This is a genomic window from Paenibacillus sp. 4624, from assembly GCF_050435065.1.
Classification (GTDB): Bacteria; Bacillota; Bacilli; order Paenibacillales; family Paenibacillaceae; genus Paenibacillus; species Paenibacillus amylolyticus_D.
In genome coordinates this window covers 37,517-52,754 of sequence record NZ_JBNDJR010000010.1, presented here as the reverse complement: position 1 = coordinate 52,754, position 15,238 = coordinate 37,517, and the positions used below count along the sequence as shown (strand labels likewise).

Below are 15,238 nucleotides of genomic sequence, written 5' to 3'. Positions count from 1 at the left end.
GTTGACAAGTCAACTTAAAGATAGTGCACAACAGGTTCAAAACAAACTAATGGAGTTCGGATATGCAAATAAAGTTATAGAACTACCTGACAGTACACGAACTGCACAGGAAGCTGCCGATACGATAGGTTGCGAGGTTGCACATATAGCTAAATCAATTATCTTTCGACTCAAAAATAACGATAAACCCTTATTGGTTATAGCCAGTGGAGTAAATCGAATTAATGAAAAACAAATTAACACCTATCTGAATGACAGTATAGGAAAAGCTGACGCTGATTTTGTACGTACACACACAGGATTTGTTATTGGAGGCGTGCCTCCTTTAGGACATATAGAGTCAATTATCACTCTTATTGATGAAGACTTGTTACAATTTAAAGAGATATGGGCAGCTGCCGGACATCCAAGAGCAGTGTTTCAATTAACACCCGAAGAATTAGTGCAAATGACAAAAGGGCAAGTAATCTCTGTAAAATAAATTAGTGTTAACTTTCTTTTATTTCGCTAACGGGAAACGATACATTTTCAAAACGAAATAGGAATGTGAGTTTGTAGATGGTTAAATTGGAAGCATAAGTTTGCCAAAAGGCAAACTTATGGGTTAAGTCTCACTCATATCATTTACTTTTTAAATAAACCTCTTCGATGCATCACGGTGATAAAACGATAAAAATCGTAGCTCGCTCCATTATCGATACTGAAAAGCGGGTTTTTGGGGTCATAGGCCAGTGCGGCATCTACAGCAGCTTTCGCCCAGACAGGTACTTCCATCAACTGACGTGCCTGCAAACGGTCAACCTGTGCTTTGAGCGCATCAAACGCGGCTTTCTCTTCGGCTGTCATCGGTTCGCCCCCTTTCGGTGGTACAGTTGGCGGATTTGGATTGGATGGATTCGAAGGCGTGGTCGGGTTCGTTGGATTCGTAGGATTTGGGTTTGGCGTAGCTACTGTATATCTCGCTCTAAGCTGTGCCGCTGTTCCCTCGAATTCATTCATATCCACGTTGCCGCTAATGCCGTTTACCTTGCCCGAATCCGTATATTGCCAGAACGTCCAGCGCTTCCATGCGGGCTGAGCATCAGGCACCCGTGACGTGCTGTATCGCGCAATCCACAGATCGTAGGAACTCAGTGAAGTATCGAAATTGCCGGCAAATGCGTTGCCTGTGTATATGATCGGTTTTACACCTGTGAGACGTTGCAATTCTGTTAAAAAGGCTTTGGCTACCGTATTCATCTGGGCTTTGCTCAGATTGCCGGGGTTATTCTCGTAATCCATAACCTGTGGCAACTGTAGGGCTCTGGCTCCTCCGATCTGGTTCAGCGTATTGGCATAATGTGCTGCTTCAGCTTTCGCAATCTCGACAGACGTTCCGCGGAAGAAATGATAGGTTCCCACCAACATGCCTGCCGCCAACGCACCGTTTACATTTCTCTGAAAATTCGGATCGACATATGTTCGCCCTTCGGTTGCTTTGATAAACACAAACGTCATGCCGCTTGCCTTCACCTTGGCCCAGTCGATATTGCCTTGGTACCTGGAGACATCAATGCCCTGCGTGTTGCCCGGGGTTCTATTTTGCAAATTTCTCACACCCTTTATTCGGCTAGTTGCCGTTTGTATATAGTTAATGCGGACGGGTTAAGGATTGCTTGTGTGCGTGTCCCTTGTTTTATGATGCTATGGGATCATAGAGTAACGAGGATTTATAAGATGCATAAAGTGATGACTGGAAGTAAAGAAAGCACCCATCACGGGTGCTTTTCTTATTTTTGCTGCTACTTAGCAATTCTGTCTCTTATTTGTTCTTAGCATAGCGTTTAGTAGCAAATCAAGCCCGCTCTATATTAAATCGTTCTGATTCAGACGGTTCTAAATCATCCATTCTAACTGCTTATCTTAACATCGGAATTCTCTTGATCCGTCGCCATTTCTTTGGATTGTTCATTTCCAGGAGGATGATCATTCTCGCCTTGGGAATGATCTAATGAAGGAGGCGTATGTGGCAATGGAGTAGATAATGCATCTTCCCCCGCCTTTCCTTTAAGCACTTGAATCGCCTGCCGGATGACTGGCGGGATCGGAGCTCCCAGCTTGCCCCCATTTTCAATAATGGACAGCAACTCATTCGCGATATAAAAAAAAGCGACCGCATCCCTGAACAAATGTCCGTCTCCCAGAACACCGTCCACCAGATGAGCCACCGATACCATTGCAAATATAAATACCTTTCGGGCGATACCAAACAGTCCAATATTACTTTCAAGCTTGCCCGTCATTCCCGCCGCTGCGATACCTGTTAGGTAATCGAGAATGACGAAGACTAGCAGCACGCCGAGCACTCCTGACCAGCCTCCAAAGAAGTAGGATGCCGAGCTGCTCATCAGTGCGATTCCCCATTTCCATAGGGTGTCCCATCGTTCCATGGCTTCACCTCCTTTTGATTGAATTCATTAAAAACACTTATTTTGTCCTTAATTATCTATATTGGCTGCTTCCAGTAACACAGCAACTTGACCTCGACTACTCTCTGGAACTTGGTGCAGCTCAATCAATTTTTTATTAATCATCATTACGTATACAGCTAACATAGTCTCACCTCTCCTTATAAACATCACAGGCTAGTGGATCGCAAACCTTCATACTTATCCCTCATTTGGCGGCACCACACTAAGTACAAGCATGTGTAATTCCATTAAAGCCAGTTGATTGGCGTTACTTTCCTCAGCTAAACGTTTGTTTTCCGCTTCTGATTCTGCAAGGCGCTGTTTTAAAAGATCCAGTTCAGACAGTTCCTCCGGTTGCGGCTTAGTCAACTCGTCGATCTCTTCCTGGCTTAGCCCTTCCACCCACAGGTCAGGAAAAATTTTCTGCGGTTCCACCTGCACAGCATCCTGATATGCTTCCCAAGCTGCTAAGTCAAAGCGCGGGTGAAACAGACCAGCAGGAACAGGCACGCCGACCAGATACCCGGCAGTCTTTCGTTCTGCTTCCTCCTCATTCTTGTTTGGCGTTGGCACCTGTTCGACCTGATCAGGGGCAAAAATCACAGGCTCCGGTTTGGCATAAAAAGGGACGACACCACTAAAGGCATCGTCCACTAATTCGTCCTCTAAATAGAGTCCGTCTGTATTTACTTTAGGTACGGCTTTCATGTGATTCCTCCTTTATTGTTCAGCCAGAAACGGTGGAATGACAAGCGAAAAGAAAATATTCCCCCCGTTATTGAATACAATTTCCCCGTTTGGGTTAATACGAACTCTTGAAATAATTTCGTCGTTTCCAGCTCTGGATACAGATACACAAGTAATAACTTGCTTTGGCCTGAATCCGACAGGTAACTTAAATACAGGAAGACTGGCAGACACCACTCCATCCTTAATCAATCCATCTACATGTACCATCCCGGTTGAATCCTTGAAAAATCTTGCGGACGGATAACCCGCTACATTTGTCTCATACGGTACCCACCCATTAAGTAATGTCGGAGCAATCCACACAGGACTATCTTTCTCGGCCTTTTTCGACTCCAACACGGATATCCTTGTCGTGTTATCTTGCAACCTTTTGACAGTATCCAACAGCAAAGCCTTTTCATTTTTTGCATACGTACCAGTAATATCCGTAGCCGGATACTTGTCCAACATCAGGTATGTGACGCTGTAGGCTGCTGATGGATCGTATTGGGACGCAGACAATGATGCAAGTTGAACGCCATAGGTTTCGGAAACAGGATTGAAATTGTTAATTTCCCAGTTATCTGGCTGACTGTTTTTATACACGGACAGTATTCGTTGTACTCGTTTTCTCAGTTTTGAGGATACATTGAAATTGTTGATGTTATATGACTTAAAAGCGTCTGAAGTATAGACTGGCTTAGCCAACTCCCGCAGTATAATCCCCGTACCTACCTCCACCTGATTATCCCCGTCTATAAACGTCAATTGCCCCTCAGACATGATCGGCTCGACGACTGGTGTAGCAAGTTGGTATAGAAGTTGATATGAGGTCCAGTTTGGTGCTGGAACTGTTGGCACTGCCGTAAAAAAATTTTGTGAATTCTTGGATAGTAATGGTGTCCATACCTTAGTTCCAGACCCATTATACCCAGCTCCATTGTTATTCGGGTCTTGTCCAGCTGTATACATAAAATATCCCATGAAATAAGCCTTAATTTCATCAGAGGTCAGGTTAGTATAGCTGTCTCCCCACCCACTATCCGCGCTTGAAATAGAAATTTGAAAATTATCGAACACCCCGTTAGCGCCAGATGAACCGATATTTAGATTATCCGTTACGCTGTTTACAGTAGCGTAATCTGTCTCTTTGATCACTTTACCTTGATACTTCGTCAGCGTACCTGATCCGTCAACGGCTGGTGGTCCCGGAAGCATTGCATTAACAACCTTAAAACCATTCTGCCCCCCCCACAATGAAAAATTGATGTCAGCATCCAACGTAACCTTACGCCACTTCGCCAATTTATAATACTGACCATCACGCTCAAAAACGCTATCAGGGTTTTCTCCCGTATCTGGATTGGCGTGTAGCTCAGTTTGTAGTGCGAGAAAAGAGTCTTCGCGTGGTTTAAACATCATTGCTGACGTACCTAAGTTTAAACACGGATTCTTAAAAGTTGCAGTTCCTGTTGTCTCGCTATCAAAACCGATAACAATACGTACACTCTTCGCGTTATCAGGAGTTTTAAAGCTATTCCCTAATGTGAACTTCCCGTTTGCCTTTGCATAGGGAGGCATATTAAACGACGTTATGGCATTATTATCTTCATCGTAATACCATCCATTCCAATAAACCCCAGCTACTCCATTACCGGCAAAGTTAGTCACGTCTACAGTAATTGAAAATGTATATTCCGTAGAGGGAGCTACGTTTACAGTACTAATGAAATTGCTAAAACCTATCGCACTGCTTGCCTTTGTCATTTTAAGTTGGTAGGGTGCCTCGATCTCACTTGGACCTGCTATTGCTGTTTCACTCCACTCATAAAATGGCGGTAATAAGTTTTGTCCATATCGAATGGCATACGGATTCAAAACTGGTTGAACACTATCGACGTAAGGGTAATTACATGCAATCTGCTCCGTTGTCATATTTTCGAGTGCAACATACTCTGAGGCACTAATTTCGTAAAGTCTAATTGCATCAATATACCCGGAACTTCCAGATGCTCCAACAACTTGACTAACAAAAAAAGTGCTAATATCGGTAGAAATGCTATATGCTCCCCATAACGTACTGAATCTTTTGCTATTACTTGAAGTAACTTTCCCTTTGTTCGGGTTAAGTTCATTTAAGTACATACCTACCAATTCTCCAGATATCAGCTTTGCTGAGGAGAGAACAATATAATACTTCCCTGATTTTAAATTAATAGGGGATATCGATAATGCTCCTGCTGGCATTGCCGTTGTCGTAATTTTCAAAGATTGATTTCCTTGTACTTTGTTAGATGTATCAGCCGTTATTGTAGATTGATAGGAGTTTACTAAGCTTGCTTGTTCACAACCTCCAGCACGCCCCAGCAAATTAACCAATGTTCTCCCCTTAATGCTCGAAAGATTAAACGTTGCCTCCTGATTAGCACTTACTACATTTACGCCAGGCTGTAATGTAGCAGCTCCTCGTTTATCTGTATCCAACCTCTCTTGCAAACTACTTACCTTCGTTGCTGTTTCTTCAGCCTTTTCCCCCATCTGCTCTGCAAAATCATCAATCTTCTCCCAGTTCTGATCCAGATACTTGTCCAGATCAAAATAGGTTGTTGATGGCGAGGAACGATCGATTTTATACAACCCTAAATTGGGTGTTTTTGGTTCACTCATTACGCTCCACCTCCTGCTAATTTATCCTGCCGGGTTTGTTCCATCTCACTCAGAGTCATTCTTTCAACCTCGGCAATGGTCAGATACCGCAAACGGTACTCGACGGTCATGTGAGCCGGTTTAATATCTTCGATCGCTGCTTTTAGATCGTTCAGATTAGGTGGCAGTCCCAATGTATCAATAAAACGGATCAAGATGCGATACTCGCCTGGATTAACGGATACATCAATGCCCCCGTTTTCGTACGCCTGAGCTACATTTTTGAGCATGGAGCCTGAAACTTTACCGCTACCACGCATTTTGGAGATGATGACAGACCTTCGTTGATCATCCGGTTTGGCACGATTGGTCGGAATCTGCAAATCCTGTTCATATCGCTCCAATGCCCACGTTGCGGATTCCGGGTAAAACTGCTGCAATACATCTTCCACATCGGCTGCGAGCTGATCTAGTTCAGCCCCTTCCGTCTGTGTCAGCAACTGCATCTCCAGCACATTTTCGTAGAGCGGGGGCAAAAGGTTCATCAGTACATCTGCTTTACTCACGTCACCTTCACCGTCCCAAGCACAGCAACAGCTCCCGGTGTAATCTCCAGATTGGACATGCCGCCGTTGACCAGCAAATTGCTGTAATCGATTACGGGCGGAATATCCAGAATGACATTGGCAATCCGTGTCCAGCGAACGAGCGGATCAGCAAACGCCAACTCTTTCAGATACGCTGTCACCCCTGTCTCAATCAAAGATTTCACACCCTCGTATGTTGATCCTGAAGCAAGTGTAACCTGCACCTCAATATGAATCGGAACTTCTTCTGCCCCTACGACGGTGACAATAGGGCCAATCGGCGCTGCCCCTTCCCCCATGCCATCCTGCGAAGGATCGATATATTGCTGCACAGCCTCGATGACTCCCTCCGCAGGAGCATGCATCTCATTGTTCAACAATGCCACCTTGACTGTACCGGGGCCATTCCAGAGCGGAAAGGCCTTCGCTTTGCCAACTCCCGAATTCTCCCGCGCCCACAGCTCATACTGATACTTGTTGGCACTTGTGATCGGACGGGAAACTTTGTCCTGATAACGATCATACAGAGCTTGATCCGTCTCCTCGTCTTCACCTGGAACAAGCAGTTTGGTTAATCCCGCGGTGGTCAGGCCTGCAATATAATCAATGGGTAACAGTGTCCCGGTATACTCGTTACCTTCCGCACCAGCAATCTCACATTCGAGCACATATTTCCCTGCGGTAATTCGCTCCACCGCTCTATAAACTCGTTCTCCTGTCGAAAAACGACTCTCTGATGGAATTTCCACAGGTTTGCCCTCTTGATCTTGAAAACTTGCAGACCAACGCGCCTTTGTAGGCGGCTTGCGAGTAATACCTGACCACGCTACTGCCTGATCCAGATATTCACCTGAAGCGGTATCAGCAAACTTCAGATTGGCGTTAGTATCTAGCTCAATATACATCTGGGCCATCTCCACGGCTGCTGGCGCGAGGGCATCATAGATGATGCTGCCCTCCCGCTTATCGACACCATCGGGCACTTTATCCAGCATCCGGTTCAAAATGACCTCAAATGTCTCCTGTTCATACATTCATATTCACCTCCGTCTCTTGCCTGAAGTTACCAAAATCCGTTATCACGGTAAAAGAAACCTTAACGCCATCCGGCTCATGGGCGTACTCAAATTGGGTTACTTCCGAAATACGGTCGTCTGGAAGCAATGCTTCCTGAATCCAGCGCTCCAGTTCGGATTCAACCATGGATCTCCCGGAAATGCCTTCCCAAGACCATTCCATTCCATAATCAGGCGAATAGATCAAATGTTCATAACGACGTGTCGATAAAGCTTTGTATACCGCTTGCTTAACCGCTTCTTTTCCCTCCAACTGAAGCCTGCCAATCCGTTGTCCAGATGCTTGCAACACATAGGTCAGGCTAGGAAGCACCGAAACTTCTTCCTGATTTTCTTCTCCAATTTGAGAACCTTGTGGAATCATGGCTTCACCAGCCGATCCAGTACAACATAACTGTCTCCGCCCTGCACACGAAGTAATAAAGCCAACTCACCGATCGTCCAGTTTTTTTGTGCCACCGATTCTGTGAGCACAAGAAAAGGGTCGCTCAGCGCAAGCCGCTGTTCCACGGTAATCTCCAAAGGTTGTGTGTTCGTTACAGTTCCGTACATAATTTGTACGGGAGATTTGGCATCTACGGCGGCTATTGCCGCCTTTTTAATCACATCAAGCATCATAAATGGCTACACCACCTTCAAATCCAGGGACATGGTGTGCACACCCCCCTGTATCTTGTGCGTGCACTCGTCCACCAGAAAATATTGATTGATCTTCAATTCATCGATCTGAATATTGACAAAACTCCCGGCTCTCACCTTGAAATCGCCAAGGGCATCCACCTTTAACTTCTGTGTCTCCCGGTTACGCAAGGTCATCAGCGTTTTCAGCATGTTATCAATTTGACCTTTATTCAGACCATCGTCCGCTTTTTGGTACAAAAAAAGCAGCCCCCATTGACGGATGCTGCTTGAATTCTGATGCACAAACGTCTCCCGTTTGCCTGTATCTTTGTTATCCCGGTATAACTTGATCTTGTTATAAGTCTGGTCGTCGATCGACCGTGTATAGCTGTAGTCCGTCAGCAGACTATGATCCCCGATCACAAAGCCATAGGGCATCTCTTCGACATCACGAAGGACAAGTTTGCCGAAATCATCATAAAAGATATAATTTGTGCCGCCATAAATCAGCGTCCGATCCAACGCTTCACAGATCATGTCAATCAGCTTTTTATTATCGAAAAGCATTCGTGGAATGGCATAACTTGGCTGCTTCAAATCCCCCGTTTTCAACTGGAAATCCGTCGCAATCCGCTTGATGACATCCGCTACTGTTGCGTTAACAAACTGATACGTCTGATTTGCGGTTAGATATCGTGTCTGGTCATAGGCTTTGATCTTTACTTTTTCGTCCTTGCCGCTGTCGACAGAAAAGATATATCCGTAAAATATTCCCTGTTTTCCATGAGTGTACCTCACTACATAACCATTCTCATAGCTAAACTTTCGATGCTGAAACAAGCTGCCCTTAATCAACGTGAATTCGAGAGAGGATGGCTTGCCGATACGTGAAGTTTTGTACGTAATCTCGCCAGCAATGTCGCTGATGTCCCAGATGTTCCCCTGTTTGTCATCCAGCAATAGTTGCTCCTTCTCAATGATCTGTCTGTTGTCCAGATGGATCTCCTGCTGCATATCGTCTCTCCTTTCACGGAAGCTTGATGACAAGTCCAACGGGCAGCTTCTTGAGCTGTGCGTCTTTGATGCCATTCAGCTTCTGCAACTCTTTCCAGCGTGCTCCATCACCCAGATGAGCTTTGGCAACAGACCATAAGGAGTCTCCGGCTTTCAGCGTGACGGTCTTGGGTTTTACTTTTTCATCCGGCCGGGAGGCTTTGGTTTTCGTCTTTGAAGCATCAGCCTTGTTCTGACTGTTCTTCAGTGGTACTACTTTTTTGGCAGCATAAAAAACATACTGCTTCAGCTTGATATCATATTGCACGTCGCCCACCGTACCCGCTGTCTCCTTCCAATCGAAGCTCTCAATGGAGACGGCCATGTTGACCGTGTATCTTGCACTGGAAAAGATTAGCCTGACGGGACGCCCTGTCTGCATCCAGCGGATAATAACTCTCACGTACTCATACGGGTCACGGTAAAACTCATTCTTTGCATTCAGGTCTGTTGCGTCATATTTGTAATGGTATGGACTGTAATCTGCCGGAAAAATGCCACTGAAGCTGACTTCGCGTAGTTTGGGGGACTTAATCACATTGATCTCCCCTAGACGACTAACGTTAAACGTGCTTCCGTCCCCTGCATCTGAAAACTCAATACTCTCCGGTATAACCGGGAAATAAATATATTCCGCGCGATTGTTGAAGCTAAGCTGTATCGAATAGCTCACTTATCCATACACCCCCTGGGCATTGGAGACGATCTGACTGTTCATTTCTTCGGTAATTTTGCTAATGATACTGTCCACATCATGTCCGCTATTGATATCGCCTGTCGTCACCTGCACCGTTGGCGTCAGACTGACGAAGCGCTGAATGGCCTGCATCTCGGCAAGCTCACGCATCAGTTTCAGATCCTCACTCGTTACATCCACCGTACCATCCACATCACCGATTTTGTCCACCTGTCCGATATTGTTAATCTTGTTGAGGTTACTCATATTGTTCATGTTTGTGGGGGCAGGCGTCGTTGGCATCGGTGGCATGGGAGGTGTTTTTGGTTTAAAGTCCTTGCCAAAGCCCCCGGGCAATTCATCAGAAGTTTGGGAAAATGGATTTTTAGTGTTAGCCACCAAGTCATGGCCTTTCTTAAACCCTTGGTCAAATGAGGTCTTATAATCTGCTGACGCATCCATTCTCCATAATTTAACAACATCTTCTTTACTCTCAGGAACACTCGCTTCAAGATCATTCATTAGTCCTTTGATCTTCTCACTCATCGAGTGAATATTAGCATCTGATACAAGTTCAATCCCCCCCCAGTCTGTACCAAAAATTTTATTCAGGTAAGGTATAATCTTATTAATGCCCTCAATTATCCAATTGATTTGATCCTTGAATCCTATTGCGAAATCTTCTACCCCTTTTGTTATGTTGTATAAGATTTGTAAAACAATAAGCCCCATGTCAGCAAACAACTTTTTGAAAGCATAAGTCGGATCTTTGAAAACATTAATGACGAACTCGGCCCAAGATATAAAATAATTCAGAATAGATGCGAAAATTGATTTCATATGCTCATAGACCATATAAAAGTAACCAATTATTGTGCCGACCATATCTCCAGCGGTGAATCCACACGCTTGCAAAATATAGATAAGTACTGCAATAGCGCCGATTACAAGTAATATAGGCCAATTAGCTGCTGCCAACATAAAAAACTGAGCTATAACAACACCGAGTGTAATAATAAGTTTACCTAGCAGAACTACAGCAATAGCTGTCAAAATAGGCGCAATAATATCCCAGTTTTCTTGCACAGCTGTGGCGAAATTTATGAATCCATCCACAATAAAGGCGATGACCTGAGCGATGATCGCAAATGCTCCACTAATCCATTCAATAAAACTGCTGAACTGTCCTGAGCTCATCGCTTCGTTCAGTCGATCAAGTACTGGAGAAAGTACCTCCAACGCTTTTGTACCGACCTCAGCCAGGATGCTATTGAACTGGTTCACAAGAGCGGTCCATTTTTGCAATGGAGAATCCAGCATCGTATCAAATGCTTCTTGAGTATACCCTTGCATTTCAAGAACCAATTGCAGGCCCTGGATAAAGCCATCCAAATCTTTCGTTTGAATAAATCCTTCCAAACCTGCACCACTCAATGCACTCTCGGAGATACCGAACTGACTCGACAAGTCCTTGTTTTCTCCATTCATTGCACTAAGGATTGCTCCAGAAGCATCAGACAGACTTTTGCCATCTGGTGACAACATACTTAAACGTTCGGCAAGGTCATTTAACTGCTCTACTTGTCCTGCATTCTGTGCCATTGGCAAATAACCAAGGGAAGCCTTAAGCGAATCATTCACATCTTGGCCTTTTTTAGAAGCCTGATCTCGGAATTTATGATAAATCCCTTCACCAACTACCGGATCTTGAGCAGCAACCATATAACGATATTTAAAGTCTTCTTCTTCAGCCGCCGCTTTTAACACGATGGTTCCAGCCGACTTTATCATTTGCAGCCACTTGGAGAGCTTACTTAAGTTATCTCCGAGTTTATCCGTTGTATCATCAGCTGTATCCTCCAACTTTTCCATCAAGTTAATGGTTACATTCATCTGCTGATTCACTTGATTAAAGTGATTGGCAATATTGGTTTGATTAAACTGATTCAAGTTAATTTGATTCATCTGGTTGAAATTATTGATAATTTCTGTCGTTTTCAATTGGACCAGATTCAAATTATTGATCAGATTATTAATCGTCGGAGGATTGATTACCGTTATGCTTGTGCCCGACATTCATTCCCCTCCTTCCTTCATTATTTCTTCCGCGTGCGGCTTCTCGCCCGCTCTTTCTTCTCTTCCTCCACCCTAACCTGGATCATCGCATAGATCGCTGCCCGTTCTCGCATGGAGAAGGCCATTAGCTCATGCGGCAAAATCTTTAATTCATGGAGAGCGTAATAAGCCAGATTGGCTTCGGAATCGCCCTCTTTGATTAGTTTTTTACGTCATCCACCAGTTCGTTCATGTCCTGATTAAAGCCATTCAGCTTCTGTACCTGTTCACCGAGTGAAGCAAATTCCCCAGGCAACAGCATTTTTCGCAAAAGTGACTCTGCACCCATTACGCCGTAGGAGCGCTGCAATTCGGTGTTTTTCAAATCCGGGTATACCACGCTTGCCGTCATCAGACGAGCCATGTAATCATTGGCATCAATGTCAGGAGTGTAGACACCATTCTTGCCCTTGATTTTGCGGGTAGCTGCCTTGCGGCATTCCTGGTTCTCGTCCTCGGTCATGCTGCGCAATTTCCATGCTACCGGTGCACCTTTGTCATCTTTGAAGCGAGATGAGACGATAAATTCCTCCGTTGTATCTGCTACCGCGTTTTGTGCAAAAAACATACTCAATCCACTCATGTTTAGTTCCTCCTCTTAAGTTAGGGCTCCCCGCCGCATAGAGCGGCGAAGAGCATTTATACTGGGTTATTTACAAGCAAAGCTCGGTATGTTCAGAGCGACTGCCTGAAAAACTTGGACACATCAAATAGCCCGTAACACAGGCAAGTTGAACTGGTTTCTTTTACAAAACCGATGCTCGACTATTTATTGTTTATCTTGGTTTACGCGCTAAACACATGTATCACTTATTTCGGAAGATTAAAGGATACAGGCATATCCACATCTTCAAACGTAAAGCTCACTTCTTCCTCCAGCGCCTCGGCTTCGGTATCCAGGGATGCCATGATTACACTGTCCAGGTTAACACCTTTGAGGGTCACAGTCTGTTTACCAATGGTGGACGATGGGTCTTCGTTGGTCACTTCAATGTCGAAGTAGGTATCCACGCCATTTTGCATGTACTGAAGCATCAGCTCGCGGAAACGGGAAGTTGTATAGAAAATCGTCATGGAACCTGAACCGGACCAGCCTGTTGCTTTGTGCTGCACGCCGCGGCGACCCAATGTTTTAACCTCTGCTTTTTGCTTCTCCACCGTTGCTTCCAGTGTCTTCACGTAGAACATTTCTTCCGTCTGTCCGTTAATGGTTGCATATGCACGGCCCTCTTGGCCGGAAATCGTGTCGCTTGCTTTCAAAAATGCCATCTTAAACCACCTTCACTTTCATGTATACTTTTTCAACGGAATCCACAGGTTGTACCTGCACTTCAATCAAAATACTGTCGGTTTCACTGCCCGGTAGCACGGTAATATCCGTTTTGGAGTCAAAATTCTGAATCGCTCCAATATCCTGAAGCTGCTTCAGATAGGTAACACATTGGGAGCGGAACAGGCTGCGTCCGTCCTCGTTGTTGTTTACTTTGCCGATATAGTAGGATTCGAAAATACGTTTCATGTCGTTAGCGATACCATCCAGAACACGCACCACACGGTTTTTGGCAAAATGACGTGCTTTATCCGGGGTTACGGAACGGAATGTGTTCACATCCTGCTCAACCAGCGCACGGTTGCTGCTCGCTGTAAATACAAACTCGCCGCTCCGCAGTGCCGCCTCTGTCTCGGTGTGTGTCAACCGTCCATTTACATCCACAGCATCGTCATACGCACGGAAGGTTAGAGATTCGTTCAGGTTAGCCCCTGCTGTTGCACCGGCAGTCCAAGCTACCGTTTGTTTCGGTGTAAGGGCGGTACCGTCCGCAAGCACAACTCCATTTTTCACACTAATGACACCTTCATGATCCGCGGCTGGATAGTTGGAAAGCACCAGTTGTACCTTCTTACCCTCAATATCGCGCAGACGCTTGATATATGCGGTGTAAACAGACTTCAGTGTTGCATCATCCGAGATCAGGCCAACCGTATTGAAATCAAGTACTTCCAGTTTGCTCAGGAAATCGGCATGCTCCTGGTTGGTAGATGTACCATCATTACCACCTGTTAGCGGAAGAGCAGCCGTATTCGTAAGCGTGCCTTCGCCAGTGAAGGTGATAAATGCATTGGATTGTAGTTGACCGATGTTGGACACCGTCTGTTTGTGCACTTCTTTGCCAGCGAGCAAAGTAGATACATCAAATTGTTCCGGCTCGTTCATATTTGCGGAAATGACAATGGCCAGATCGTTCCCTCTTACACCGCCATGCTGAGCAGTTACTGTAAGGGTGTCCAATGTGGCTTTGGCTTTCGTTCCTGCATTAAGACGATATAAAAGTAGGGTCTGTGCACGTTTCAACGCTTCACGAATCAGCAGCAGTTGTGGTGCTGTCCAGTCATAACCGAGTTTCGATTGCACATCTTCACCTGCCTGTACCGACAAGATTGTACCTGCTTGTCCCCAAGACAGCGGAAGTGCCAAAGCCACCGTTCCCCGCTCTCCCACTGTACCGGGCAAAGTACCCTCTGATGCAAAGTTCATATATACGCCGGGGCGTACCTTATTTTGAGTTGTCCATGTTCCTCCAGCCATTATTGTGCCTCCTCATTCATAAATTGTTGGATCTGTTGCTGTGCCTCTAGCACGGTGTACGTTTTCTCTTCCGATAGAACGGCTGCCAAAATATCTTTTTCCAACCGGCTAAACTGCCGGGCGTCGGCAAACTGTTCTTTCTTATATTGTGCATCGTTATGTTGCTGTTCTGTTTCTTCATGTTTCTCTCGATTTGTTTCTTTCTTGGTAAACATCGCGAGCGCGCCTCCTATTCCTTTCATAATAAGTCCCCCTAAAATAAGTTCATCTTGCTATGATGATTTCAAAGCAGTCGGTCGTTGTTCCAGCTGCTTCATTGGACCGGAGGACTCCGACACTTTGGTGGTTCGCATCGTGTAATACACCCACAGTTTGGGTGTCTCTCCCCAAGCCTTCCATCGCAGCTCCGTTGCTCGATAGGGAGTACCTTCCACTTCAATCGTCTCCAGTGCTTCAAAGAGCTTGTCCGGCAAGTCTTCCGGAATGTTACTCCCATCCAGCCACCGAATCTCGTAGATGTGAGATTGCACGAATCGATCACTGCGCTCACGAGTGAGTTTGGCAGCAAGTAAGCGATAAGTTAGCCCTTGGCTTTCTGGAGCTATTGCTCCTGTTGCAGGCTGGATGGGGATATTAGGGAGATGATGTGATAGTGTTGCCGCGATGGAGTTGGTAATTTGGGTTGTGGTCATGGTTCA

Annotated in this window: 17 protein-coding genes; 1 reads left to right on the top strand and 16 read right to left on the bottom strand. The window is 45.3% G+C overall.

Annotation, left to right across the window (positions count from 1 at the left end; translation table 11 throughout):
- Position 1 precedes the first annotated feature (1 nt).
- Entirely contained in the window at positions 2 to 481 is a 480-nt protein-coding gene (locus tag ABIE27_RS21475) for a YbaK/EbsC family protein (protein ID WP_123063204.1), read from the top strand.
- Positions 482 to 624: 143 nt separating this feature from the next.
- On the opposite strand, the gene ABIE27_RS21470 is transcribed toward ABIE27_RS21475, so the two are convergent.
- The 16 genes from ABIE27_RS21470 to ABIE27_RS21395 all read right to left on the bottom strand — a co-directional run bounded on the left by ABIE27_RS21470 (position 625) and on the right by ABIE27_RS21395 (position 15,232).
- Entirely contained in the window at positions 625 to 1,587 is a 963-nt protein-coding gene (locus ABIE27_RS21470) for a glycoside hydrolase family 25 protein (protein ID WP_429351444.1), read from the bottom strand.
- 302 nt (positions 1,588 to 1,889) lie between these two features.
- Positions 1,890 to 2,429: a phage holin family protein gene (locus tag ABIE27_RS21465; RefSeq protein WP_429351443.1), complete on the bottom strand. Its 540-nt coding sequence runs from the start codon at positions 2,427 to 2,429 to the stop codon at positions 1,890 to 1,892.
- 219 nt (positions 2,430 to 2,648) lie between these two features.
- On the bottom strand, positions 2,649 to 3,158 hold the full coding sequence (locus ABIE27_RS21460; protein ID WP_429351442.1) for a hypothetical protein: 510 nt from the start codon (positions 3,156 to 3,158) through the stop codon (positions 2,649 to 2,651).
- Between the two features lie 12 nt (positions 3,159 to 3,170).
- On the bottom strand, positions 3,171 to 5,846 hold the full coding sequence (locus ABIE27_RS21455) for a hypothetical protein (protein WP_429351441.1): 2,676 nt from the start codon (positions 5,844 to 5,846) through the stop codon (positions 3,171 to 3,173).
- Positions 5,846 to 6,391, bottom strand: a complete 546-nt coding sequence (locus tag ABIE27_RS21450; protein ID WP_123063200.1) for a putative phage tail protein — start codon at positions 6,389 to 6,391, stop codon at positions 5,846 to 5,848. Before ABIE27_RS21450 ends, ABIE27_RS21455 begins: the two co-directional genes overlap by 1 nt.
- Positions 6,388 to 7,446 carry a baseplate J/gp47 family protein gene (locus ABIE27_RS21445; RefSeq protein WP_123063199.1) on the bottom strand — a complete coding sequence of 353 codons (1,059 nt, stop codon included), beginning with the start codon at positions 7,444 to 7,446 and terminating at the stop codon, positions 6,388 to 6,390. Before ABIE27_RS21445 ends, ABIE27_RS21450 begins: the two co-directional genes overlap by 4 nt.
- Positions 7,439 to 7,852 (bottom strand): DUF2634 domain-containing protein, encoded by a 414-nt coding sequence (locus ABIE27_RS21440; protein ID WP_123063198.1) that lies wholly within the window; start codon positions 7,850 to 7,852, stop codon positions 7,439 to 7,441. The genes ABIE27_RS21445 and ABIE27_RS21440 overlap by 8 nt, the downstream gene beginning before the upstream one ends.
- Positions 7,849 to 8,106: a DUF2577 family protein gene (locus ABIE27_RS21435; RefSeq protein WP_429351440.1), complete on the bottom strand. Its 258-nt coding sequence runs from the start codon at positions 8,104 to 8,106 to the stop codon at positions 7,849 to 7,851. Before ABIE27_RS21435 ends, ABIE27_RS21440 begins: the two co-directional genes overlap by 4 nt.
- Before the next feature lie 6 nt (positions 8,107 to 8,112).
- On the bottom strand, positions 8,113 to 9,123 hold the full coding sequence (locus tag ABIE27_RS21430; RefSeq protein WP_123063197.1) for an XkdQ/YqbQ family protein: 1,011 nt from the start codon (positions 9,121 to 9,123) through the stop codon (positions 8,113 to 8,115).
- 13 nt (positions 9,124 to 9,136) lie between these two features.
- Entirely contained in the window at positions 9,137 to 9,835 is a 699-nt protein-coding gene (locus tag ABIE27_RS21425; protein ID WP_429351439.1) for a LysM peptidoglycan-binding domain-containing protein, read from the bottom strand.
- Positions 9,836 to 11,914, bottom strand: a complete 2,079-nt coding sequence (locus ABIE27_RS21420; RefSeq protein ID WP_429351438.1) for a hypothetical protein — start codon at positions 11,912 to 11,914, stop codon at positions 9,836 to 9,838. It abuts the gene before it with no gap.
- Positions 11,915 to 12,113: 199 nt separating this feature from the next.
- On the bottom strand, positions 12,114 to 12,536 hold the full coding sequence (locus ABIE27_RS21415) for a phage tail assembly chaperone (protein ID WP_123063193.1): 423 nt from the start codon (positions 12,534 to 12,536) through the stop codon (positions 12,114 to 12,116).
- Positions 12,537 to 12,763: 227 nt separating this feature from the next.
- Positions 12,764 to 13,222: a phage tail tube protein gene (locus tag ABIE27_RS21410; RefSeq protein WP_017690162.1), complete on the bottom strand. Its 459-nt coding sequence runs from the start codon at positions 13,220 to 13,222 to the stop codon at positions 12,764 to 12,766.
- Position 13,223: 1 nt separating this feature from the next.
- Positions 13,224 to 14,540, bottom strand: a complete 1,317-nt coding sequence (locus ABIE27_RS21405; RefSeq protein WP_429351437.1) for a phage tail sheath family protein — start codon at positions 14,538 to 14,540, stop codon at positions 13,224 to 13,226.
- On the bottom strand, positions 14,540 to 14,782 hold the full coding sequence (locus ABIE27_RS21400; RefSeq protein ID WP_429351436.1) for a hypothetical protein: 243 nt from the start codon (positions 14,780 to 14,782) through the stop codon (positions 14,540 to 14,542). Before ABIE27_RS21400 ends, ABIE27_RS21405 begins: the two co-directional genes overlap by 1 nt.
- 30 nt (positions 14,783 to 14,812) lie before the next feature.
- Entirely contained in the window at positions 14,813 to 15,232 is a 420-nt protein-coding gene (locus ABIE27_RS21395) for a phage tail terminator family protein (protein ID WP_429351435.1), read from the bottom strand.
- Between the last annotated feature and the right edge of the window lie 6 nt (positions 15,233 to 15,238).